20 protein-coding genes are annotated in these 21056 nt (G+C 59.1%); 12 read left to right on the forward strand and 8 right to left on the reverse strand.

All coding sequences use genetic code 11. The annotated features are described in order from the left end of the window. Nucleotides 1–40: 40 nt before the first annotated feature. From SPHFLASMR4Y_RS00165 to SPHFLASMR4Y_RS00185, 5 genes are all read left to right on the forward strand, one after another. Entirely contained in the window at nucleotides 41–2167 is a 2127-nt protein-coding gene (locus SPHFLASMR4Y_RS00165; RefSeq protein WP_089131749.1) for a sodium-translocating pyrophosphatase, read from the forward strand. Nucleotides 2168–2334: 167 nt separating this feature from the next. After that, nucleotides 2335–3552, forward strand: a complete 1218-nt coding sequence (locus SPHFLASMR4Y_RS00170; protein WP_089131750.1) for a GNAT family N-acetyltransferase — start codon at nucleotides 2335–2337, stop codon at nucleotides 3550–3552. After that, nucleotides 3549–4421, forward strand: a complete 873-nt coding sequence (locus tag SPHFLASMR4Y_RS00175; RefSeq protein WP_089131751.1) for a transcriptional regulator — start codon at nucleotides 3549–3551, stop codon at nucleotides 4419–4421. The genes SPHFLASMR4Y_RS00170 and SPHFLASMR4Y_RS00175 overlap by 4 nt, the downstream gene beginning before the upstream one ends. 206 nt (nucleotides 4422–4627) lie before the next feature. Further along, entirely contained in the window at nucleotides 4628–5128 is a 501-nt protein-coding gene (locus SPHFLASMR4Y_RS00180; protein WP_089131752.1) for a hypothetical protein, read from the forward strand. Beyond that, nucleotides 5125–5436, forward strand: coding sequence for a putative quinol monooxygenase (locus SPHFLASMR4Y_RS00185; protein WP_089131753.1), 312 nt, complete (start codon nucleotides 5125–5127; stop codon nucleotides 5434–5436). The genes SPHFLASMR4Y_RS00180 and SPHFLASMR4Y_RS00185 overlap by 4 nt, the downstream gene beginning before the upstream one ends. 129 nt (nucleotides 5437–5565) lie before the next feature. Here the strand turns inward: SPHFLASMR4Y_RS00185 and SPHFLASMR4Y_RS00190 are convergent, their stop codons facing one another. Beyond that, a complete protein-coding gene (locus SPHFLASMR4Y_RS00190) occupies nucleotides 5566–8073 on the reverse strand; it encodes a hypothetical protein (RefSeq protein ID WP_186265994.1) in 2508 nt (835 codons plus the stop codon). A 230-nt stretch (nucleotides 8074–8303) separates the two neighbouring features. On the opposite strand from SPHFLASMR4Y_RS00190, the gene infA reads away from it, so the two are divergent. The 7 genes from infA to SPHFLASMR4Y_RS00225 all read left to right on the forward strand — a co-directional run bounded on the left by infA (nucleotide 8304) and on the right by SPHFLASMR4Y_RS00225 (nucleotide 13857). Further along, nucleotides 8304–8522 carry a translation initiation factor IF-1 gene (gene infA / locus SPHFLASMR4Y_RS00195; protein WP_066742521.1) on the forward strand — a complete coding sequence of 73 codons (219 nt, stop codon included), beginning with the start codon at nucleotides 8304–8306 and terminating at the stop codon, nucleotides 8520–8522. A 111-nt stretch (nucleotides 8523–8633) separates the two neighbouring features. Beyond that, nucleotides 8634–9203: a Maf family protein gene (locus SPHFLASMR4Y_RS00200; protein ID WP_089131755.1), complete on the forward strand. Its 570-nt coding sequence runs from the start codon at nucleotides 8634–8636 to the stop codon at nucleotides 9201–9203. Beyond that, complete coding sequence (locus tag SPHFLASMR4Y_RS00205) at nucleotides 9196–10194, forward strand: ribonuclease E/G (protein WP_089131756.1); 999 nt, start codon at nucleotides 9196–9198, stop codon at nucleotides 10192–10194. The genes SPHFLASMR4Y_RS00200 and SPHFLASMR4Y_RS00205 overlap by 8 nt, the downstream gene beginning before the upstream one ends. A 47-nt stretch (nucleotides 10195–10241) precedes the next feature. Further along, a complete protein-coding gene (gene maiA, locus SPHFLASMR4Y_RS00210; protein WP_089134583.1) occupies nucleotides 10242–10874 on the forward strand; it encodes a maleylacetoacetate isomerase in 633 nt (210 codons plus the stop codon). A gap of 1 nt (nucleotide 10875) precedes the next feature. Then, on the forward strand, nucleotides 10876–11286 hold the full coding sequence (locus tag SPHFLASMR4Y_RS00215; RefSeq protein ID WP_089131757.1) for a GFA family protein: 411 nt from the start codon (nucleotides 10876–10878) through the stop codon (nucleotides 11284–11286). 3 nt (nucleotides 11287–11289) lie between these two features. After that, nucleotides 11290–13404 (forward strand): TonB-dependent receptor, encoded by a 2115-nt coding sequence (locus tag SPHFLASMR4Y_RS00220; protein WP_089131758.1) that lies wholly within the window; start codon nucleotides 11290–11292, stop codon nucleotides 13402–13404. A gap of 9 nt (nucleotides 13405–13413) precedes the next feature. Further along, nucleotides 13414–13857 (forward strand): MarR family winged helix-turn-helix transcriptional regulator, encoded by a 444-nt coding sequence (locus tag SPHFLASMR4Y_RS00225; RefSeq protein WP_089131759.1) that lies wholly within the window; start codon nucleotides 13414–13416, stop codon nucleotides 13855–13857. A gap of 53 nt (nucleotides 13858–13910) precedes the next feature. Here the strand turns inward: SPHFLASMR4Y_RS00225 and SPHFLASMR4Y_RS00230 are convergent, their stop codons facing one another. The 7 genes from SPHFLASMR4Y_RS00230 to SPHFLASMR4Y_RS00260 all read right to left on the reverse strand — a co-directional run bounded on the left by SPHFLASMR4Y_RS00230 (nucleotide 13911) and on the right by SPHFLASMR4Y_RS00260 (nucleotide 20980). Beyond that, complete coding sequence (locus tag SPHFLASMR4Y_RS00230) at nucleotides 13911–14900, reverse strand: type II secretion system F family protein (RefSeq protein WP_089131760.1); 990 nt, start codon at nucleotides 14898–14900, stop codon at nucleotides 13911–13913. Nucleotides 14901–14918: 18 nt separating this feature from the next. Beyond that, nucleotides 14919–15890 carry a type II secretion system F family protein gene (locus SPHFLASMR4Y_RS00235; RefSeq protein ID WP_089131761.1) on the reverse strand — a complete coding sequence of 324 codons (972 nt, stop codon included), beginning with the start codon at nucleotides 15888–15890 and terminating at the stop codon, nucleotides 14919–14921. A gap of 41 nt (nucleotides 15891–15931) precedes the next feature. Then, nucleotides 15932–17218, reverse strand: coding sequence for a CpaE family protein (locus SPHFLASMR4Y_RS00240; protein WP_089131762.1), 1287 nt, complete (start codon nucleotides 17216–17218; stop codon nucleotides 15932–15934). After that, nucleotides 17218–17817 (reverse strand): CpaD family pilus assembly protein, encoded by a 600-nt coding sequence (locus SPHFLASMR4Y_RS00245; protein WP_089131763.1) that lies wholly within the window; start codon nucleotides 17815–17817, stop codon nucleotides 17218–17220. Before SPHFLASMR4Y_RS00245 ends, SPHFLASMR4Y_RS00240 begins: the two co-directional genes overlap by 1 nt. A 21-nt stretch (nucleotides 17818–17838) precedes the next feature. Continuing rightward, the gene (locus tag SPHFLASMR4Y_RS00250) at nucleotides 17839–19464 is read right to left on the reverse strand and encodes a type II and III secretion system protein family protein (protein WP_089131764.1); all 1626 of its coding nucleotides are present in this window, start codon (nucleotides 19462–19464) and stop codon (nucleotides 17839–17841) included. Further along, on the reverse strand, nucleotides 19464–20423 hold the full coding sequence (gene cpaB / locus SPHFLASMR4Y_RS00255) for a Flp pilus assembly protein CpaB (RefSeq protein ID WP_089131765.1): 960 nt from the start codon (nucleotides 20421–20423) through the stop codon (nucleotides 19464–19466). The genes SPHFLASMR4Y_RS00250 and cpaB overlap by 1 nt, the downstream gene beginning before the upstream one ends. Before the next feature lie 74 nt (nucleotides 20424–20497). After that, nucleotides 20498–20980 carry a prepilin peptidase gene (locus SPHFLASMR4Y_RS00260; RefSeq protein WP_089131766.1) on the reverse strand — a complete coding sequence of 161 codons (483 nt, stop codon included), beginning with the start codon at nucleotides 20978–20980 and terminating at the stop codon, nucleotides 20498–20500. Between the last annotated feature and the right edge of the window lie 76 nt (nucleotides 20981–21056).

Here is a 21056-nt window from a genome sequence, read left to right on the forward strand (position 1 = left end):
AATGGAGCGCTCGTGAAAAAATAGGGGGGGATGCTCAGTAATGACTGTAGTCACCATTTCAATTCTATGTGGTTTTATAGCCATATTATATGGCTTTATCACCAGCCGTCAGGTGCTCAATGCACCGGCTGGCAACGAAAAAATGCAATCCATTGCCGGCGCGATCCAGGAAGGCGCTCAAGCTTATCTGAACCGCCAGTATCGCGCGATCGGCCTCGTCGGCATCGTCGTCGCGGTTCTGGTCTTCATCTTTCTCGGTCCGGTTTCCACAGTAGGCTTTCTGCTCGGTGCCATTCTTTCCGGTGTCGCGGGCTATATCGGCATGAATATTTCGGTTCGCGCCAATGTCCGCACGGCACAGGGAGCCAGCGAAAGCCTGCAAACCGGTCTTACCGTCGCATTCCGCGCCGGTGCGGTGACCGGCATGCTGGTGGCCGGCCTCGCTTTGCTGGCGATCTCCATTTTCTTCTACGTGCTGACAACCCAGATGGGCATGGCAGCCAATGACCGCACGGTCATCGACGCGCTGGTCGCTCTGGCCTTTGGCGCTTCGCTGATCTCGATCTTCGCGCGTCTCGGCGGCGGTATCTTTACCAAGGCCGCCGACGTTGGCGCCGATCTGGTCGGCAAGGTGGAAGCGGGCATCCCCGAGGATGATCCGCGCAACCCTGCGACGATCGCGGACAATGTTGGTGACAATGTCGGCGATTGTGCCGGCATGGCGGCCGACCTGTTCGAGACCTATGTCGTGACGGTCGGTGCGACGATGGTGCTGCTGGCACTGTTGTTCGGCGATCTGGTCGGCAGCGCGATGCTTTATGACCTGATGTCCCTGCCGCTGATTGTCGGCGGTGTCTGCATCCTGACATCGATCATCGGCACTTATATGGTCCGTCTCGGTAACGGCACGAACATCATGGGCGCGCTCTACAAGGGCTTCATCACCACCGCAGTGCTGTCGATCCCGGCGATCTATTATGTCACAATGCGTACGCTGGGTGACATGGATACGCCAATCGGTGTCGCGCTGGACGGCAGTGGCGGTTTCACCGGCATGGCGCTGTTCTGGTCGATGATGGTTGGTCTGGCTGTTACCGGCCTGATCATCTGGATCACCGAATATTATACCGGTACGGAATATCGTCCGGTGCGGTCGATCGCCAAATCGTCGGAAACCGGCCATGGCACGAACGTGATCCAGGGACTGGCAATTTCGATGGAAGCAACGGCCTTGCCGACTTTGGTCATCGTTGTCGGCATAGTCGTCGCTTTTCAGCTCGCCGGCCTGATCGGTATCGCTTTTGCGGCAACCTCGATGCTGGCGCTTGCCGGTATGGTTGTGGCGCTGGACGCTTATGGTCCGGTAACCGATAACGCGGGCGGCATTGCCGAAATGTCCGGCCTTGATGAAAGCGTGCGGGAAAAAACCGATGCGCTGGATGCTGTTGGCAACACCACAAAGGCTGTTACCAAAGGCTATGCCATCGGCTCTGCCGGTCTGGCCGCACTGGTGCTGTTTTCGGCTTATACCGCTGATCTGAAGGAATTTTTCCCGAACCTTGAAGTCAGCTTCAGCCTTGAAAATCCCTATGTGATCGTCGGCCTGCTGCTCGGCGCGCTTCTGCCCTATCTCTTCGGAGCGATGGGCATGACCGCCGTGGGACGGGCTGCGGGTGACGTGGTGAAAGACGTTCGCGCACAGTTCGCTGCTGACAAGGGCATCATGGATGGCACATCGCGTCCCGACTATGCCCGGACCGTGGATCTGGTGACCAAGGCTGCGATCAAGGAAATGATCCTGCCATCGCTGCTGCCGGTTCTCGCGCCGATCGTGGTCTATTTCGTGATCACCGCGGTTGCAGGGCAGGCCAACGGCTTTGCCGCTCTTGGCGCCTTGCTGCTCGGCGTGATTGTCTCCGGTCTGTTTGTTGCCCTGTCGATGACAGCGGGTGGCGGTGCCTGGGACAATGCCAAGAAATATATCGAGGACGGCAATCACGGCGGCAAGGGTTCCGAAGCCCATAAAGCTGCTGTGACTGGCGATACCGTGGGCGATCCGTACAAGGATACCGCGGGCCCCGCCGTCAATCCGATGATCAAGATCACCAACATCGTCGCATTGCTGCTGCTGGCAGCGCTCTTTGCGGCGCAGGGCGGCGTTCACTAGAATCCGCGCCAGCCGGTGCAGAAACAGACCCCGCCGGAAGCGATTCCGGCGGGGTTTTTCATGGCCCGGCCCGGTCAATTCCGGACGCGACAGCGTTAATAAGATTTTACCCCTTTTGCGCTAGCCCGATCAGCGAAAGCGAAAATGATGCGGATAAGGCGATCTCGATGGATTTGAGCGGGTTTCATAGGAAGGACGACTGGGAAATCCAGGCCGACGGCTTTGCCAATGGTCTGCCCTTGTCCGAGTTCGCGGGACAATGGCTGCCGGTGTCCGGGATCGATGCCGATCTGGTCGAGGCCTGGAGCGATCTGGCCGGGCAGGCCAGCGAACCGAATATATTTTATGAGCACTGGTTTCTGCGTCCGTCGCTGGCGCATCTCGACCATCATCGCGACCTGAAGCTGTTTCTGCTCTGGGCCGGTGAGCCCCGCCACTCCCAATTGCTGGGTCTGTTGCCGCTCGCTCCGGAAAAGCCATATGGCCGCTGGCCGGTACCCTTTGTGCAAAACTGGATGCATCACAATTGCTTTCTCGGGACACCGCTGGTCCGCAAGGGGCTTGAATCAATCTTCTGGGAAAAGCTGCTCGGCGCACTGGACGAAAGCGAGTGGCCGGGGTTCCTGCATATTAAGGGAATGACCATAAACGGCCCGCTGGACAAAGCCTTGCGGGCGGTGTGTCAAGGCTGGGAACGGCGCTGCGATCTGGTGCATAGCGAGGCAAGGGCGCTGCTTGAGGGCGACGTCACGGCAGACGAATATTACCGGACGAACATCCGCAAGAAGAAACGCAAGGAACTGCTCCGCATAAAACGCCGGCTGGGCGAGATTGGCGAGTTGCAATTCGGCTGCCATCGGGACGGGGACAATCTTGACGCATGGATTGACGAATTTCTCGCGCTGGAACGCAAGGGGTGGAAAGGCAAGACCGGTTCTGCGCTCGACTGCACCGATGCGACGCGTGAATTTTTCCGCAGCGCCGTCCACGGTGCCGCACAGAGCGGGCAGCTGGAGCGACGGGATATGCGTCTCGATGGACAGCCGATCACGATGCTGGTCAGCTTCCGCTCGGGCCGCGGTGGCTTCGGATTCAAAACCGCTTTTGATGAGGAATATTCAAACTATTCGCCCGGAGTGCAGTTGCAGATTGAAAATCTCGCATGCCTCGACAGCGAGACTCTCGACTGGGTCGATAGCTGTGCCTCCGAAGGCCACCCGATGATCGATGGCCTGTGGGTTGATCGCCGTCATATCGGCCGCTTCTCCATTGAACCGAAGGGGCTTGTCGACCGCGCTGTCTTCCGCGGCGTGAGACTGGGCGAGCGAATGATGGGCAAGATCAGGAAGCGCGTGATTTTCGATCCGGCAGAGGAGCAGTCATGAACCAGATTTCTCACAGAAACAGTTTCCGGTCACCGGTTTTCGGTGCGGATATGCGGCGGCAATTCGAGGCCTGCTATCCCGAACAGGCGCAGCTTTTTGATCATGACATGCTCTCGCACGATCTGTTGACGCTCGATGCGCTGGCGAAACTGGGTGAGGCGCTGCCGCAGGCGAGTGTCGAATATAACCCCGGCGATCTGCCGGTCGGCATCAGGCCGGAGGATGTGCCAGACAATGGCATGTCCATCGGCGACACGATCCGGATGATCGACAAGTCGGCGAGCTGGGCGGTGCTCAAGAATATCGAGCAGATGCCGGAATATGAAGAATTGCTGCTTTCGCTGCTGGCGGAGATCCGGCCGATACTGGAGGCCAAGACCGGCCAGATGCTCAAGCCCCAAGGCTATATCTTCGTGTCTTCGCCGGATGCGGTGACGCCTTATCATTTCGATCCGGAACATAATATCCTGCTGCAATTGCGCGGCGCAAAATGGATGACCACTTTCCCGGCCGGAAACGCCCGCTTTGCTGCTGACGAGATCCACGAGGGCTATCATTGCGGCGGCCACCGCAATCTGGTCTGGCAGGATGATTTCGAGGCCGAGGGCACGCGCCACCATCTGACGCCCGGCAAGGCTATTTTCGTGCCGGTCATGGCGCCGCATCATGTGCAGAACGGGCCGGAGCCGAGCATCTCGCTATCGATCACCTGGCGCAGCGACTGGAGCTTTGAAGAGGCCGACGCACGGGCGTTCAATGGCTGGTTGCGCAAGCGGGGGATCACGCCGCGGGCACCGGGGCGCTTTCCGGCGCGGAACCGGGCGAAGGCGCTGGCGTGGCGGGTGTTGCGGAAGATATCGGGGCAATAAGCTCAGCAACAGGCGCTTCTCTAAGGAGGGGGCTTAGGGACGGCCACGACTTAAGGGAAATCCATTCCAAAAAATCCGGGCGATTTGAATTTCGGGGAGCGAAGCTGGTCGGGGCAGAGGATTCCCATCCCCTTCACCCCGAAACCATCCCACTTGACATTCCCCCCGCCGCCGTCACTCTCTCCTGCAAAACAGGGAGAGAGAAGATGGCCACCAGCATCGCCGCAGCGCCGATCAGCATGGACGCCTTTATCGAGAGGCAGGCGCGGGGGGATGCGGTGGTGAATATCGTGCTGGCCGGCGGGATCAATTACTGGCTGACCCGTGATCTGCCTTTTGTTCCTGCAACGCTGCCCTTTGGCGATTCCGCGCCCAGTCTGGGTGGAACATTGATTGCCATAGCCGTGCTGATGAGCCTGATGCTGACCTTGATCGTCTATCCGATCACCGTGGCGCAACGCAAATCGGGCAAGGTCGCGCCCGGGCTGGCTGCGGACTTCCGGGTCGGGACTGCACCATTTGTGCTGGCGTTCAAACATCTGGCGATGACATTGATCCCAGCCTTTCTGATCGTGATGGTGCTGCAGGGTGCGGGGCCTGAGCTGCGCTTCACGCCGATGGCTTTTTCCGCTATCGTGACAATCATCGCTGGGCTACTGGCCTATTTCATGTCGAAGAGCACGACGCGGGCGGCGCTGGCTCCATGATCATTATCACCGCATCGATCTCCACCCTCTTTGTCGCCAGTTCGGACGAGATCATTGCGCTATGCGCCGAGCATAGCGCCCGGTCCCGCGCGGAACCGGGCTGCATATCGCACCATATTCACGTTGATTGCGAAGACCCGACGCGCCTGTTCTACCACGAGCAATGGCAGGACGAAGCCGCCGTCGCCGCGCATTTCGCACTGCCGGAATCGCGGGAGTTCGTCAGACGCCTGACCGCGCTGGTCGGCGAACGGCCGGAGATGCAGATATATCGGGCCGACCCGGTTTCGATGGCGGACTTGTCGTGAAATGAGTTGCGTTCGTGGTGAGCTTGTCGAACCACGCCTATCGTCGAGAAGTGCCCTTCGACAAGTTCAGGGCTAACGGCATTCACCGAGCACCACCATCGGCAAGCCTCAATTGGCTTTCCGCGCCCCCTAGAACTGTTTGCGGAAATCGATCTCGACATAGCGTCCGACCGGATCGAGATAGCCTTGCTGATAGCTTAGCGGGATCAGGCCGCTGTCATCGCGGACGGTCTGGATATCATTGAAAATATTGTCGATCTTGAAGGCGATACGGCTGCCCTTCAGAAACGGAATTTTCTCGGTCAGATTGCCGCGGTCGTCGAGGTTTATGAACATCCGCAGGTTGAGCGTGGTCAGGTCGGAGAAGCGCAGGTCCGAACCGGTGAGGCCGCCGTCGACACGGGTTGCGGTCTGGTGCTCGCCGCTAAGTCGGAAGCCGATGCCATCGTTGAACCAGCCGCCGTTGATCTCGAACTCGTGCCGCGGGCTGCCGCCGGTCGAGCCGGTGGCTGAACCGTTCAGCAGGTCGAGCTCGTCAACGCCGTCGCGGATCTTGATCCTGTCCTCCAGACGGATGGTGTGAAAGGCGGAAAGTTGCCAGCGCCCGCCGCTGGGCCGGCCACCTGCGCCGCGGCCACCGCGCGGTGCTGCGGGACGCGCTTCCGTATTGCCTTCGGGCGCCGCGCCTTCTGCCGGCTTTTCGCCTTGCGGTCCGCCTTGCGGAGCGCTTCCGCCAGCCGGCCGTGCTGCCCGGTCCCCTCTGCCCGGGCCGCCGCCACGCTGCTGGCCAAAGCGTTTGGAAAAATCGATTCCATAGCGGATGCGCTCGCTGCTGACGTTGGCGTAGCTGACCGGCCTCTGGTCAATTGCGACCAGGCGTCCGCTGGCATCGCGGGTCACGCGGTCGGGAAAGGCCGCTTCGATTTCCGGGGTCAGCAGCGGGAAGCTGGAGGCGACATTGTCGCTGCTGTTGCGGAAATATTCGCCGAGAAAGGTGAAACCGTCCAGCCACTCGGGCCGGTAATTGACGGCCAGCTTGATATCCCGCTGTTTCTCCGCCGGCAGCGACAGATTGCCGCCGGTAGTGATCGAGGCCAGCACGGTTTCGCCGTTGGTGAAGTCGAAGATATTGACATTGGGCGTGATAATCAGCGGATTGCCGAGCTGGGCAATGGTTGGCGCGGCGTCCTCGCCAATGGCAGAGGCGGAGAAGACCAGTCCGTCCAGCGGTTCCCAGTTCACCCCGAAGCCGAATTCGACCAGACCGCCGAAATCGGACAGCTCGGAATAGCCGAAATTACCGTTGATCGACAATTTTCCGATCGCTTCCACGACGTCGATATTCTCGTCGGCCAGCGGGATGTCGATGTTGATCCCGGTGCTGATTTCATCGCGGCTGAGGTCGGTTGTCGTGGCAATTCCGCCGCGCGTTTCCCGGCTGTCCAGATCTTCACGATTATAGCCGGCACGGATCGTAGTGGTGACGGCACCGGAAGGTAGAACCAGCAAGGTGCCCGAGAGGGTGGCGAGATTGTTGATCGTCTGGTCGACAACCTTCGCGGTGTCGGTGACAGGTGCCCCGAGCAAGGGGCCGAAGCTGACCGCCAGCGGATCGACCGTACCGGCGTCAATGGCCGCCTGCAGCGCGCTGATGTCACCGGACCGATCGGTATCGGTGTTGACCTGGGTGCGGGTGTAATCGCTGGTCAGCGACCAGCGCCAGTCGCTCAGCATGCCGTTCAGGGTCAGGCCGGCCTGCGCGGTGTTGGTTTCCTGCACCCGGCGCAAGGGGCCATATTCGGTGAAATAGCGGAACAGCGGGTCGCCGGCGACGTCTAGCGTGCCGCCGGGCAGGCCCTGCAGGCCGCGCGACTTGTCATAGACATAACCGCCGTTCAGCGACAGCGACATGCCATTGTCGAACGACCGGCTGTAATTGGCATTGAGTTCCACATTGTCGGAGGGTGCGGCCAGCGTGCGGAAATCGCCGAGATTGACCAGTTCGCCGGCCGCATCCTGCACGATGTCGCGTTCGCTTTCGGTGATCGCAGTATTATTCTGCCATTCCAGGTTGATATTGACGCGGCTGTTCCTGCCGATGCGGGTGATCGTGCTCTCCACTTCCGAACGGCCCTGTGCCCCTTGCGTGGGAACGCCATATTCCGCCGAGACGCTGACGCCGGTATAATTGTCCTTGAGCACGAAATTGATCACGCGCTGGTCGGGGCGATAGCCATATTGCAGCGCCAGTTCTTCGGGGAAAACCTGAACCGTGCGGATCGCTTCGGGTGGCAGGTCGCGGATCTCGCGGAAACCGGACGTGCGCTGGCCGTTGATCAGAACGACCGGCCGGCCGCTGCCGCGTCCCCGGCTGGAGGTGGTCTGCGAGGAAATCGCCTCGAGCAGGTCCTGCACCGATGACACGCCATAGCTTGCGATATCCTCTTCGCTCAGTTCGACGACGGGCGGTATCTCGGTGACGACCGCTCCGCGCGGACGCTCGGCGATGACGACAATTTCTTCGTCGGCATAGTCCGTTTCCGTATCGGAAATTTGCGCGCTGGCAGGGGCCGGCAGCCACAGGCTTGCCAGGACAAGGGGGGAGGCGGCGAGGAGAGATTTGGGGGAGGAGATCATCTTGGGGCTCATAGCTTTTACATAGGGGGATTGAATATGTCCGAAGTGCCATGGGCTCTCCGCTAATGGTATAATTTCTTTGTATTAAATTGTCGCAAGTGAAACGTCATGCCGTGACAATCTTTATCCCATGGCCTGATGCAGCTAATCCTTCCCTTTTTGCACATTTGTCGTTATGGCGCACTGCAACACGCGGCTCTGCCGCAACATTAGGGAAAATGTACCGCCATATGGCAAAAGAAGAACTGCTAGAAATGAAGGGGATGGTTCGCGAACTGCTCCCCAACGCCATGTTCCGGGTCGAACTGGAAAACGGCCACGAAATTTTGGGCCACACCGCCGGCAAGATGCGCAAGAACCGCATTCGCGTGCTGGTCGGCGACGAAGTGCTCGTCGAACTCACGCCCTATGATCTGACCAAGGGTCGCATCACCTATCGTTTCAAATGATGGTATGCCGTTCGTCCTGAGCCTGTCGAAGGACAGCTGTCGGCAGGCGGCATATTGTGGCGCAAGGCTTCGACAAGCTCAGCCCGAACGGTTTAGAGGATATTGTTTTCGATGAAACTGGTCCTTGCCTCCTCGAGCCCCCGCCGTCTGGAACTGCTCGGTCGTCTGGGCGCCACGCCGGACCGGATCATCTCTCCCGATATCGACGAAACACCGCGCAGGGGCGAATTGCCGCGCAACTATGTCGTGCGCATGGCGCAGGAGAAGGCTGCTGCAGTCGAACGGGCTGATGGTGAAATTCTGCTCGCGGGCGATACCACGGTTGCCGTGGGGCGCCGGATATTGGGGCAGGCCGGTGATGCAGCCGAGCAGCGCAAATTTCTGCAACTGGTCAGCGGGCGGCGCCATCATGTGATGTCGGCGGTCTGCGTGATCGCGGCCGACGGCATGGTGCGCACGAAATTGTCGGATAGTATTGTCAAATTCAAGCGCTTCGAGACCCATGAGATCGAAGCCTATATCGCCACCGGCGAAGGGCAGGGCAAGGCCGGCGGCTATGCGATCCAGGGCACGGCAGAAGCCTTTGTCACCTGGATGGCGGGCAGCTACAGCGGCGTCATGGGTCTGCCTCTATATGAAACCCGCAACCTGTTGATCAGCGCGGGTTATCCCCTTGGCTGAATTTGCCAGCGGCTGGCTTTACGAAGCCGGGATCGGTGAAAACCGGGCATTGCGGCTGGAAAATGGTGATCTGGCCCAGGTACGCGTTGAACGCGCGGGGGCGAGTGCCAGAGCCGGCGCGGTACTCGATGCGAAATTCACCCGTCAATGGGTGGCCGGAAAATCCGGAATCGTGACCTTGCCCGGGGGGCAGGAGGCCTTGCTGCAGCCGCTTCCCGATGGTCTGACCGAAGGGGCGATGGTCCGGGTGGAGATTGTCAGAGCCGCGATGACAGAGCGAGGCGGGCAGGCAAAGCGGGCCAAGGCGCGACCCGCTGAACCGGACCGTCCCGCGGGTGAAGGACCGGATCTGCTGGCGGAGATCAGCGCCAGCGGCTTGCCGGTGAGACAGGTGCATACGCATGAAGACGATGTTTTTGCCCAGCACGGCTGGCACGAAGCCATTGAGCAGGCGGAAAGCGGACGAATAGACTTCGCGGGTGGCAGCCTTTTGCTGTCGCTGACCCCGGCGATGACAGTGATCGATGTCGACGGGCCACTGCCGCCATTTGAACTGGCAAAGCGGGCGACCCGGGAAATCGCGCTGGCGCTGGTCCGATTTGATATCGGCGGCAATATTGGCGTCGATTTCCCGACGCTGGAAGCCAAGGCCGAGCGCAACGTCGTCGCCACTCTCTTTGATGAGAATATGACCGGCAATTGCGAACGGACCGCGATCAACGGTTTCGGTTTCATGCAGATTGTCAGGCGCAAGGCCCGGCCGTCGCTGCCCGAAATCATGCAGGCGAACCGCGCGATCAACGCGGCGCTGAAACTGCTTCGGCAGTCGGAACGGGATCGCGGGACCGGTGCGCTTTGCCTGACGGTGCATCCGGCTGTAGCGAACAAGTTGACCGCGCCGCTGCTGGAGGAACTGGCGAAACGGACGGGGCGATCCGTATCACTTGAACCGCGCGGCGAGATTGCGATTGAGGGCGGCTTGATCGGGTGACTGCGGCCAAGCTTGCAATTCCTCTGCCCGTTCTGCAAAGCCTGCGCATGACCGATATTATTCTTTACGATTACTGGCGCAGCTCGGCGAGCTACCGCGTGCGCATCGCGCTCAATCTCAAAGGCGTTTCCTACACAGCGATTAACACCAGCCTGCTCGATGGTGACCAGAAGGCTCCGGCCTATGTTGCACGCAATCCGCAGGGTTTCGTGCCGATGCTGTGCATCGACGGGCATGACCTGACCCAGTCGCTGGCTATTATCGACTATCTTGATGCGAAATATGACGACCCGCCAATGGTGTCCAGTGATCCGGCCGAACGGGCGAACACGCTGGCGCAGGCTCTGGTCATCGCCGCCGACATTCACCCGGTGAACAATCTGCGGATATTGAAATATCTGAAGGCGGAACTGGGGCAGGATCAGGAAATAATCGACACCTGGTACCGCCACTGGATTGCAGAAGGCTTTGCTGCACTGGAAGCGCTGGCGCCGGAAAGCGGACTATTTGGCGGAGATCAGCCCAATCTAGCCGATATTTGCCTGGTGCCGCAAATGTACAATGCCCGGCGGTTCGATCTGGACCTGCAGGATTTTCCCAGACTGGTGCGGATTGATGCGGCTTGCAACCAGCGCGAGGCTTTTCAGAAAGCCGCTCCCGAAGCAGTGAAGGATCAATGACATGACAATCGAAGGTGGATGCTATTGCGGAGCGGTGCGGTACAGGGCCGAGGGCGAACCGATGCTGAAAGCGGAATGTTTCTGCCGCGAATGCCAATATACGACCGGCGGCAACAGTCTGCTGCTGATGGCCATGCCGGCGGACGGGTTTGAAATCACCAGGGGTGCCGTCAAGGATTTCAAACGGGATGATCTCGAAAATGGCGTCACCCGCCAGTTTTGCGCTGAGTGTGGTACCCATTTGGCGACCCGCGCGCCGGGCTTTGAAGTGGCTGTGATCCTGAAAGTCGGAACGCTGGATGATCCGAGTGTCTTCGGCAAGGCGGACAGCGCCCATTTCGCCTGTGACGCGCAGGACTATCACCGGCTGCCGGACGATATGCCGGTCCATCAGAAGTGGATGAACGGCTAAGCCATGAAAACATCAGTTTTGGCCTATCCGTTATTGGCATCAATGGCGCTGGTGCCTGTTCCCGCATGGGGGCAGCAGCAAGACAGCGACAAGGTTGACCAGATTGTGTTTGCCGACATGCGTTTGCCCGCCATTGTCGTCACCGGATTGCCGGAAGCGCTCGCCGAGGATGTTTACAACGCGACCGAAATTACATTCGATCCTGCACAGACCGTTGAAAACAGTCTGCGCGATGTGCCCGGACTGCAACAATTTCGCCGCTCCGACGCGCGTTCCGCCAATCCCACCAGCCAGGGCGTTACGCTGCGCGGGCTGGGTGGCAATGCCTCTTCCCGGGCCTTGCTGATCCTTGACGGTGTGCCGCAAGCGGATCCCTTTGGCGGCTGGGTCGCCTGGCCTGGCTATGATGCGCTGGCTCTTGGCAGCGCCCGGATTACCCGCGGTGGCGGCAGCGTGACCGACGGGCAGGGCGCGATATCCGGAACCATCGAATTGTTCAGCGATACTGTCGGTGACCGGATCGAGCTGGGTGCGGCTTACGGCAGCCGCAACAGCGTCGACGCGGATCTGCTGTTCGGCCGCAAACTGGGGCAGGGACAGCTCACTATTTCTGCCAATTATGCCCGCGGTGACGGCTTCATTCCGATCATCGAAGGCCAGCGCGGTTCGGTGGATCGCCCGGCGGAATATGAGCAGGCCGGTCTTGCTGTCCGCTTTGTCGCGCCGCTGTCCGATACTGTCGAGCTGCAGACCAATGTCCGCGCCTTTACCGACGATCGCGAACGCGGCTTTGCTTTCAGCGAGAACCACAATGACGGCGCAGATGCCAGCATCCGGCTGGTCGATCGCTATTCCGACTGGCAATGGTCGGCACTCGCCTATGTCCAGATCCGCAATTTCGATGTCAGCTTTGGCGGGGTCGCGGATGATCGCAATTCGGTCAATCGCGTGTTTGAACAGTTCAGCGTGCCATCGACCGGCCTCGGCGCGCGCTTTGAGGTGCGCCCCCCCGTGGGCGACAGTGTCGAACTTCGCCTCGGCGGTGACTGGCGGCGCACCGAGGGGACGACCAAGGAGAATTTCTTCTTTGCCGATAACGACACGCCGCGTCGCAGCCGCAGGGCAGGGGGCAGCACATCGACCTATGGCGGGTTTGTTGAAGCAAGCGTGCAGGCAAGCGATGCGCTGGTCCTGACCGGTGGCGGGCGTTTGGATTTCTGGTCGATCGATGGCGGTTTCCGCAAGGAGATAGAGCTGATCAGTCCCTTTCCCGGCGCGGTCCGGACGGACGAGAATTTTGCCAGTCGCAGCGATACCGAATTCACCGGTCGCGGCGGTTTTGCCTATGACATGAATGATCAGCTCACGTTCCGCGGTGCCGCCTATCTTGGCTGGCGTCTGCCGACGCTGAACGAACTGTTCCGGCCCTTCCGGGTTGGCTCCGATGCAACCGCGGCCAATGAATTGCTTGAACCGGAGAGGGTCAAGGGCGCCGAGCTGGGTCTGGACTGGCAGAATGGCCCTGTCACGCTTGGCCTGACCGCCTTTTATAACCAGCTGGACAATGCCGTTGCGAATGTGACCCTGGCCAATGGTCCGGGCGTTTTTCCGGGCGTCGGCTTTGTCGCGGCGGATGGAACCTATAGCCAGCGGCAGAATCTTGATGCGATAAAATCCCGTGGCGTTGAAATCGACGCTTTGTTCGATCTCGGAAAGCTGGTGGACGGTCTGACCGTCCGCGCGGCCTATGCCTATGTCGACGCGGAGGTGGACGGCTCGGGTGACGCGGCTGCCGTCGACGGCTTTCGTCCGGCACAGGTGCCGCGGCACAATGCATCCGGCTCGATACGCTGGGAAAATGATGCCGGTACCGGCGCCAGCCTGTCGGCCCGCTATGTCGGCCAGCAATATGAGGACGACGTCAATATTCTCAGTCTTGCCGACGCTTTTACCCTTGATGGCCGGTTGGCGCTGGCCGTCAATGATCGCCTGCTGGTTGAAACCCGGGTTGAAAATCTTCTCGATGCCCGCGTAGAGGCTGCTGTCAGCAACAACGGAATAATAGAACGCGCCTTCCCCCGGACATTTTGGGTTGGACTTCGCGCCAAAATTGAATAAATATTATTTATGACCTTTAAGCTCGACGATTATCTGCCCTACCAGCTCTCAACGACGTCCAACGCCGTCAGTGACGTGATCGCGGGCGAGTATAAAAGTCTTTTCGGGCTGAAGATTCCGGAATGGCGGGTGATGTCGGTGCTTGGAACGCGCGGTGCCTCGACCCAAAGGCAACTGGTTGAGGCGACGTTGATGGACAAGGTGACCGTCAACCGGGCTGTGAAGAATCTCGTTGATCGCGCCTTGCTCGACCGCAGTCCCAATACCGCTGACGGCCGTTCGCACCATTTGCTGCTGAGCAGTGCGGGCCGTGATCTTTATGGCAAGATCCTGCCAGCCGCGCAGGCCATGGACAAGAAGATCATGTCGGTTCTCAGCGTCGAGGAAAAAGCCGAACTGTCCGCCATGCTGGCCAGGATCAAGACATCGGCCGACACTATCGCGGCAGAATGAGAAAGAGCGGCAGTCTCCTGCCGCTCTCCTGATTTTTCCGATCTATTCAGCCGCTATAGCATTGCATCGGAGATCGAGCAGGCCGCGGGGCCGAGGATCACGATGAACAGGGTTGGCAGGATGAACATGATCAGCGGTATCGTCATGATGGCCGGCAGGCGCGCGGCCTTTTCTTCTGCGCGCATCATCCGGTCATTACGGAATTCCGCCGATAGCACCCGCAGAGAGGAAGCAAGCGGCGTACCATATTTCTCGGTCTGGATCATCGTGGTGACTACGCCCTTGATATGGTCCAGGGCAACGCGATAGGCGAGATTTTCGAATGCCTGCCTGCGTTCAGTCAGAAAGCCCAGTTCGATCGAGGTCAGCGAAAATTCGTCGGCCAACTCGGGATAGGCGCTGCCAAGTTCCTTTGAAACGCGGGCAAAGGCGGTATCGACCGTCAGACCGGCTTCCGCGCAGATGACCAGCAGATCGATGGCGTCGGGCAGACCCTTGCGGATCAGGTCGGTGCGCTTGGCGATCATATTGTTGACGTAAATATCAGCGCCTTTGTAGCCCAATATCGTTGCCCCGGCGAAGGCGCCGAAACGCTTGAGATCGGACCAGTCGGCCAGATAGTCGAAGCCATAGATCGCCAGCGCTGCGCCACCGCCCAATATGATCGGCAGGACGAGGCGGCTGAAAATGATGACAAACGCCATGTCTTTTGAACGAATACCGGCCTGAGCGAGCTTATGCTGCGCTTCCTTGACCTGGGTGTCCTGCAAAACCTGCATCGAGGCCAGCACGTTGCGCATGCGGTCGGTGGTGTCATTCTGCTGGACAAGCTTGGCCCGCTTCTTGGTAGTCGAAGCGGTGATGCCGGCTTTCAGCTGTTCGCGGCGTTCATTGAGCGCCTTGACCCGTTTTGCCATGGGATCGCGAACGGTCACGGCGGCATAGATTGCGAAAAATACAGCCGCCGCAGCAACGGCAGCCAATATGGTCGCAACCCAGAGCACGTCTATGCCGAATAATGTTGGTCCGCCGCCGCTTGTCATTTGCCTTGTACCTTCATTTTAAATCTCGAAATTGACCATCTTGGCCATGATGAAAACGCCGATGCCCATCCAGCAGAGGCCGCCCAGGCCTGCGATGATCAGGCGTTCCTCGTAGAAAAATCCGGACAGATATGTCGGGTTCACGGTGTAAACCAGCGCGAAGACGATGAACGGCAGCGAGCCGACGATATAGGCAGAAGCTTTGGATTCCGATGACATCGCCTTGATCTTGAGCTTCATCTGCCCGCGTTTTCTCAACACATCGGCAAGATTGAACAGTGTCTCCGCGAGGTTACCACCGGTTTCCCGCTGGATCGCCAGAGTGATGCAGAAAAACTGGAACTCGGGTGTTTCCATGCGCTTTGCGCTTTCCTGCAGCGCGTCTTCCATAGTCTGGCCGATCTTGATGCGATCGACCACCTTCTGGAATTCCTCTCCGACGGGACCGTCGATTTCCTTGGCGACGACGCCAATCGTTTCCGTAACCGGAAGACCCGAACGAAGGCCACGAACGAGCAGTTCGATGGCATCCGGGAAAGAGGCGGTAAATCTGGCAACGCGCCGGCTGATCATGAAGCTGACGGCAAAATGCGGTATTCCGGCACCCACCAGAAGCCCGATGAACAGGCATAGCAGAAGCGGAGCGCCCTTGAGCAGCAGCAAGCCGGATACGACCACAAACAGGCCGCCGACCGCATAGAAAAAATAGGAGAGCGGCCATTGTTTGCCGGTCTTTTCCAGCCGGATTGCCAAGGTTTCCAGCTTGGTCATCGTCTCGCCCCGGGGACGCGTGGTTTTGCGCCGCGCCGACAGCGCTTTTTTCATCTGCGCTTCCACCCGGACATCGGCACTGTCGGAATGACGATATTTGACCTTGTCCAGCCGTCGCGCCGTGGCCTTGGATTTCGACGGGCCAGCGAAGGCAAAGATGAGCAGCAGCATAACCGCCAGAACACCAGCACCCAATATCGCAATTTGCATCATTCCCATTGTCTAATCCCTATCAAGCCCAAGAAAGTCTGGAAGCCGCTTCAGGCCTCAGGCACTTCTTCCTTGGCTTTTTTTGACGGCAGCAGCGATTTGAAATCGCCCAGCTTGTCCTTGAACGATTTCTTGCTGCCCTGTTCCTCGGGGTCTTGCGCGCCACTCACGGAGCCCAGAACCAGGCTTGTCAGTTCGACAATCTTTGCCGATGCCTTGCTTGATTTGCCCGCCTCGACCATTGCCTGGCCCAGTTTTGCGGCCTGCGCGGCAGTCTTGGCATCGTGCGGAATCATGATGTCGATCTTGCGCTCGATAGAGCTTTCAAAATCCTGACGGCTGATTTCCAGATTGGTCGTCTGCACCTTGTTGGCAACGACATAGACCTTGCTTTGCGCGGCATGGGACTTCAACCAGGACAGCAGACGAATGCAGTCTCGCGCCGAAGCCAGCGTCAATTCCGTCACGATGACGGTTGCGTTCACATCGCCCAGCAGGTGCGGATAGTTGATCAGCATGTCGCGCGGCAGATCAATCACCGTACAGTCGAATGCGGCGCGGAATTCTTCCTGAAGCTGGAAAAAGGCCGTGCCATCAGTGAGAATCGGCGAGTTGATCGGGGCCTCTGCGGAGAGCAGCGAGAGTTTCTCGTTGGCCTTGATCATCGCGCGTTCGATGAAAAGCCCGTCGATGCGGCTCGGGTTGTCGATCGCATCGGTAAGGCCGCGACCGGGTTCCAGATCCAGCGCCAGCGCGCCGGTACCAAAATGGACGTCCAGATCGAGCAGAGCGGTCAGCCGTTCCCGGTCATGGCTGAGCAGCCAGGCCAGGGAGGTGGCGATGGTCGATGCGCCAACACCGCCACGGGTGCCGATTACGGCGGTTGAAATATGCGGCTTCTCGGCCTGCTGATCGTCGATTTTCGGCGCGTTGATGACCGCCTGGGCCTGCGCCAGAACATCGCGCAGCTGATCGGGACTGAACGGCTTCAGCAGATAGTCCTGCAGACCGCTGACGATCAGATCGCGATAGAGACGGACATCGTTGACCTGACCCATGGCGACCACGACGGTGCCCGGTTCGCATACTTCGGCCAGCGAATTGATATCGTTCAGCGGATCGCCGGATTCCGACAGATCCACCAGCAGGATGTTGGGGCTGGCGGAAACAGAGAGCGTCTGGATTGCATTGCGCAGTCCACCCTTGCTGCATTTGTCGACCGGCAGGCCCATTTCTTCGGCAACCGGCCGCAACATTTCCAGCGTATCATCATCACAGACAAATGCGGCAAATGGTTCACGTCCGTTGACCGAGCCAGGTTTCCAGGGAGCGTTCATTATTGTCCTCCAACTTTCTTGTCACGATAGGCACGGATGGCCTTGGAAGCCTGCGATTGATCTTCGCCATCGGCCGTCTGGCCGCGGACAAGATCTTCCGGATTGGCAATCATGGCGGAAAGGGTGCTGTTTGTGCCGCAACCATAGTTGGCGCTCGTACGCACCTGAAAATCGGTGTGGCTGCGATAGCTGTAATCGGGGCATCCCGGCACCGAGGCTTCGGTGCGCGTCACGACGACCCGCATCAGGCCGGCGGCAATATTGCCTTCGGTCACCGGTGCGTTTTCGCTGATCAGCAAACCGTAGCTCGCTACGATATTCTCAACCGCGGCCTTTGCCATCGGGCTGGCCGAATAGCTCGGGTCATCGATCGAGACGCGATCGCCATAGCCCAGTTCGAGAGCGTCGAACCAGCCGGACAGGCGATTTTGCTCCGCTGTGGACAGGCCGCCGTTGCCGGCACTCAGGTCCAGCACGAAATTTGATTTGGAAACGACCGGTTGTCGTTCGCTATAAACGCTGCGGTTCGCGGTGGTGCTGCCGCAAGCGGTAACCGAGAGCCCGAGAGCGGTGATGAGTGCCATTGAAACGATGCGCATGATCTGTTCTCCTGATCGGGCTTATTTATCGAAACTGAAACCGGGAGCGCTGCCGCCCGACTTGCTGGATTTTTTGGCCGACTGGACCGGTGCCGGCGTTTGCAGGCTGCCAAAGCTCTGGCTGTCCGGAGTGGCCGGAGCCATGCTCGGCTTGGGTCGATCGGCACCGGTATCGCTGTGATTGCGATTCATCAGGAACCGTTCCGCGTCATTGGCTGCCTTGAAGCCGTCAGTTGGCAGTACGATCTCGCTGTCGTTGACCGGTTTTACCAGATATGGCGTAACCACGATCATCAGCTCGGTTTCGTTGCGACGATAACCATCCGATTTGAACAGGGATCCCAGGATCGGAACATCGGCGAGACCCGGTGTCTTGTCGATGGCCGAATTGTAACTGTTCTGCATCAAACCGGCGATCATGAAGCTTTCGCCCGATCCCAGTTCGACCGTGGTCTCTGCCCGCCGGGTCGAAACCGCCGGAATACTGAAGCCGTTGATGATGACCGCACCATTGGTGGTGATTTCCGATACTTCCGGTGCCACGCGGATCGAAATCCGGCCGTTGGAAAGCACGGTCGGCGTGTAAGACAGGCTGACACCGTAATTCTTGTACTGGACGGAGACTTCGCCAAGTCCGGTGGAAATCGGAATGGGAAACTCGCCGCCAGCCAGGAAGGTCGCGGTTTCGCCTGAAATGGCGGTCAGATTTGGCGATGCCAATGTGCTGACGAGGCCGACGCGTTCGGATACGTCCAGAGCGGTGGCGATATCGATACCGAACAGCCGGCCTGCCGCCTGTATGGTGTTGAGATCGGAACCGGCATTATAGTTGAAGGATGTGCCGCCGGGAGTCACGAACTGGCCGGTTGCCGTATTGAACGGAAGCGATACCGAACCTGCCGGCAGGCCGAACAGGCTGGATGCATCCAGATTGGGAAAGGCTGACGTGTCGAAGTCGGTGATCGTGCCGAAGCTGCGGCCACGTGATACACCGAACTGGAAGCCGCCGGTGGTGTCGCGGGTCAGCAGATTGCCGTTGATTTCCTTTGCCAGCGAACGGCTGACCTCGGCAAAACGGACCTTCAGATTGACTTGCATCGGCGTCGAGGTTTTCAGGCGGCTGACCACGCGGGTGGCGTCGCCAACAAAGGCCTGGACCAGGCTCTCGGCTTCTTCCGCATCGTCCGGATCGGCAATGGTGCCGGTCAGCAGCACGAAATTATTGGTCGTGCTGACCGCGATATTTGCCTCTGGCATGGCCAGGTTCAGCATCTGGTCGATCGAGGAAATTTCCGCACCGACCGAGACTTCTGCCGAATAGATTACCTTGCCGGACGCGCTGGTTGCGTAAAAGCTCGTCTGACCGCCTTTTTTGCCGAAGATATAGATCTGGCGCGGCGAACGGACCTGCACATCGGCGATGGCATTTTCAGCGATGAAAATATCTTCGATCGAAGCAGGCAGCGTGATCAGCTTGCCACGGCCGACGGAAAGTGTGATCCGGGAATCCGGCTGGGATACATTGACCGACTGGGCGTTAAGCGCAGTGGTGCTGTTTGCAGCCAGAGCCAGGGCGAGGGCGGCGACGACGGTCGCGCCGATGGCCTTTTTCACCGGACGGCCAGGCTGTGCAGATACTACGGCCATTATTTGTCTCCAAATTCGATATCATTGACCGTGTTGCCGCGCGCTACGCGGACTACCGGACCTTTTGGTTTTTCTTTCTCGGCCAGTGGTGGCGGCGAGCGCGTTTCAAAGCGGGATACGTCTCCGCCGGTCGAGAAGCTTGATTTCGTGCTGGTGGGGCGTGCGGCCAGCGAGCGGATCATGTCGGCTTCGGCAACCGGGTCATCGGTTTTCGGCAGCTTGATTGCTCCGGACGCTATGGCTTCTTCCAGTTCAGCGGCGCTGTCGGCGAGCGAGCGCAGCGACAGGCTCAAGGTACCCAGTGTCTGAGCGACCGAAATCTGTTCGGCAATTTTCGGTGTGGCCTCGAGCGTAACCAGCTTTGCCTTTTTGGCGACCTGCTGGCCGGCTTCGTTCGTCGTAGCTGTTACCCGGTTATCGGTGGCGAGCACGCGCAAGTTGCGGATCACGGTTTCGGAAACCTTCAGCTCGGGGCCTTCGCCCTGAACCGACTGGGTCAGCATCAGGTCGACCCGGTCGCCAGGAAATACAAAGCCTGCGACACCGGTCAAACCCGATACGGGGATGGTGACAGCGCGCATGCCGGGACCAAGCGCGGCAGCGAGGAAGCCGCGATCACCCGGTGCGACGAGCGAGCCCTTGGTGAGCGGCTGGCCGGCGGTGACCGGATTGCGGACAACAGTGCCGGCAAGCGATCCGACATCCGTGCCTTCCTTCATGAAATAGACATCCTCGATCAGATCCTTCGGCCAGGGCTGAAAGCGGAAACTGTCGGGCGTGATGATCGTGCCGACGGGCAAAGCTCGGGTTGCGACGAGCACTTCCTCGCCAAGCACTTCGGCTTTCTTCGCAGCAACTTGTGGCGCGGAGGCACCATCAAACATATTCTTTGCGAGCAGTGCCGTAACCGCAGCAACAATCAGTGCGCCCACCAGCAGAATGATTTTCTTCTTGTCCATGACGTTTAACGCCTCCTGAATACCCCCGCCCGATTGGTTCCATTGGCGGTCAATGCCTCTTTCGAGGAAAATGGTTAAAATATCGTTTGTGAACTATGTCCCGTGATGCCCCAGATCATCCAGAGCCCGGAAAAAGCGATCGCGACCCCGTAAGGAACCTTTAGTGGACCTTCGGTCTTTTGGATTGTCTTGCCGATCATCATTAACAAAGTCAGCAGACCGCCGGCGATCGACATGATCACCAGCAATTCCAGAAATGTCAGCCAAGGCATCCACAATGACAGGGCAGTCAGCAGTTTGACGTCGCCCCCGCCCATTGCGCCGACTGCGAACATTGCGGCAAATATGGTGAATATGACGGCAGCCAGGCCGATTTGTCCGATCATCTCCGGCCAGAGGCTCATGCCGCTGGATATCCAGTAGACCGGCGCCCCCAAAGCAATACCAAGGTTCAGCCAGTTGGAGATATGGCGGCTTTTGATATCTGTAATTGCGGCTACGATCAGTGCAATTGCCAATCCGCCCCAGAGCAAGTAGATGAAGGTTTCACTATCCATGGACAGACCGTCTAGTTATTTTGCCTTACCAAATAGTAACCATGATTGCCGGAACGGTTTCTGTTCGACCCTGTGA

The organism is Sphingorhabdus sp. SMR4y (genome assembly GCF_002218195.1).
GTDB lineage: Bacteria > Pseudomonadota > Alphaproteobacteria > Sphingomonadales > Sphingomonadaceae > Parasphingorhabdus.

Bases quoted from the DNA above. Each gene is read 5' to 3' on its own strand.
- SPHFLASMR4Y_RS00185 (WP_089131753.1), top strand. From the start codon at position 5,125: ATGATCATTATCACCGCATCGATCTCCACCCTCTTTGTCGCCAGTTCG.
- SPHFLASMR4Y_RS00200 (WP_089131755.1), top strand. From the start codon at position 8,634: ATGAAACTGGTCCTTGCCTCCTCGAGCCCCCGCCGTCTGGAACTGCTC.
- cpaB (WP_089131765.1), bottom strand. From the start codon at position 20,423: ATGGACAAGAAGAAAATCATTCTGCTGGTGGGCGCACTGATTGTTGCT.
- SPHFLASMR4Y_RS00190 (WP_186265994.1), bottom strand. From the start codon at position 8,073: ATGATCTCCTCCCCCAAATCTCTCCTCGCCGCCTCCCCCCTTGTCCTG.
- SPHFLASMR4Y_RS00220 (WP_089131758.1), top strand. From the start codon at position 11,290: ATGAAAACATCAGTTTTGGCCTATCCGTTATTGGCATCAATGGCGCTG.
- SPHFLASMR4Y_RS00180 (WP_089131752.1), top strand. From the start codon at position 4,628: ATGGCCACCAGCATCGCCGCAGCGCCGATCAGCATGGACGCCTTTATC.
- SPHFLASMR4Y_RS00175 (WP_089131751.1), top strand. From the start codon at position 3,549: ATGAACCAGATTTCTCACAGAAACAGTTTCCGGTCACCGGTTTTCGGT.
- maiA (WP_089134583.1), top strand. From the start codon at position 10,242: ATGACCGATATTATTCTTTACGATTACTGGCGCAGCTCGGCGAGCTAC.
- SPHFLASMR4Y_RS00250 (WP_089131764.1), bottom strand. From the start codon at position 19,464: ATGGCCGTAGTATCTGCACAGCCTGGCCGTCCGGTGAAAAAGGCCATC.
- SPHFLASMR4Y_RS00235 (WP_089131761.1), bottom strand. From the start codon at position 15,890: ATGGGAATGATGCAAATTGCGATATTGGGTGCTGGTGTTCTGGCGGTT.
- SPHFLASMR4Y_RS00240 (WP_089131762.1), bottom strand. From the start codon at position 17,218: ATGAACGCTCCCTGGAAACCTGGCTCGGTCAACGGACGTGAACCATTT.
- SPHFLASMR4Y_RS00225 (WP_089131759.1), top strand. From the start codon at position 13,414: ATGACCTTTAAGCTCGACGATTATCTGCCCTACCAGCTCTCAACGACG.
- SPHFLASMR4Y_RS00230 (WP_089131760.1), bottom strand. From the start codon at position 14,900: ATGACAAGCGGCGGCGGACCAACATTATTCGGCATAGACGTGCTCTGG.
- SPHFLASMR4Y_RS00170 (WP_089131750.1), top strand. From the start codon at position 2,335: ATGGATTTGAGCGGGTTTCATAGGAAGGACGACTGGGAAATCCAGGCC.
- infA (WP_066742521.1), top strand. From the start codon at position 8,304: ATGGCAAAAGAAGAACTGCTAGAAATGAAGGGGATGGTTCGCGAACTG.
- SPHFLASMR4Y_RS00245 (WP_089131763.1), bottom strand. From the start codon at position 17,817: ATGCGCATCGTTTCAATGGCACTCATCACCGCTCTCGGGCTCTCGGTT.
- SPHFLASMR4Y_RS00165 (WP_089131749.1), top strand. From the start codon at position 41: ATGACTGTAGTCACCATTTCAATTCTATGTGGTTTTATAGCCATATTA.
- SPHFLASMR4Y_RS00215 (WP_089131757.1), top strand. From the start codon at position 10,876: ATGACAATCGAAGGTGGATGCTATTGCGGAGCGGTGCGGTACAGGGCC.
- SPHFLASMR4Y_RS00260 (WP_089131766.1), bottom strand. From the start codon at position 20,980: ATGGATAGTGAAACCTTCATCTACTTGCTCTGGGGCGGATTGGCAATT.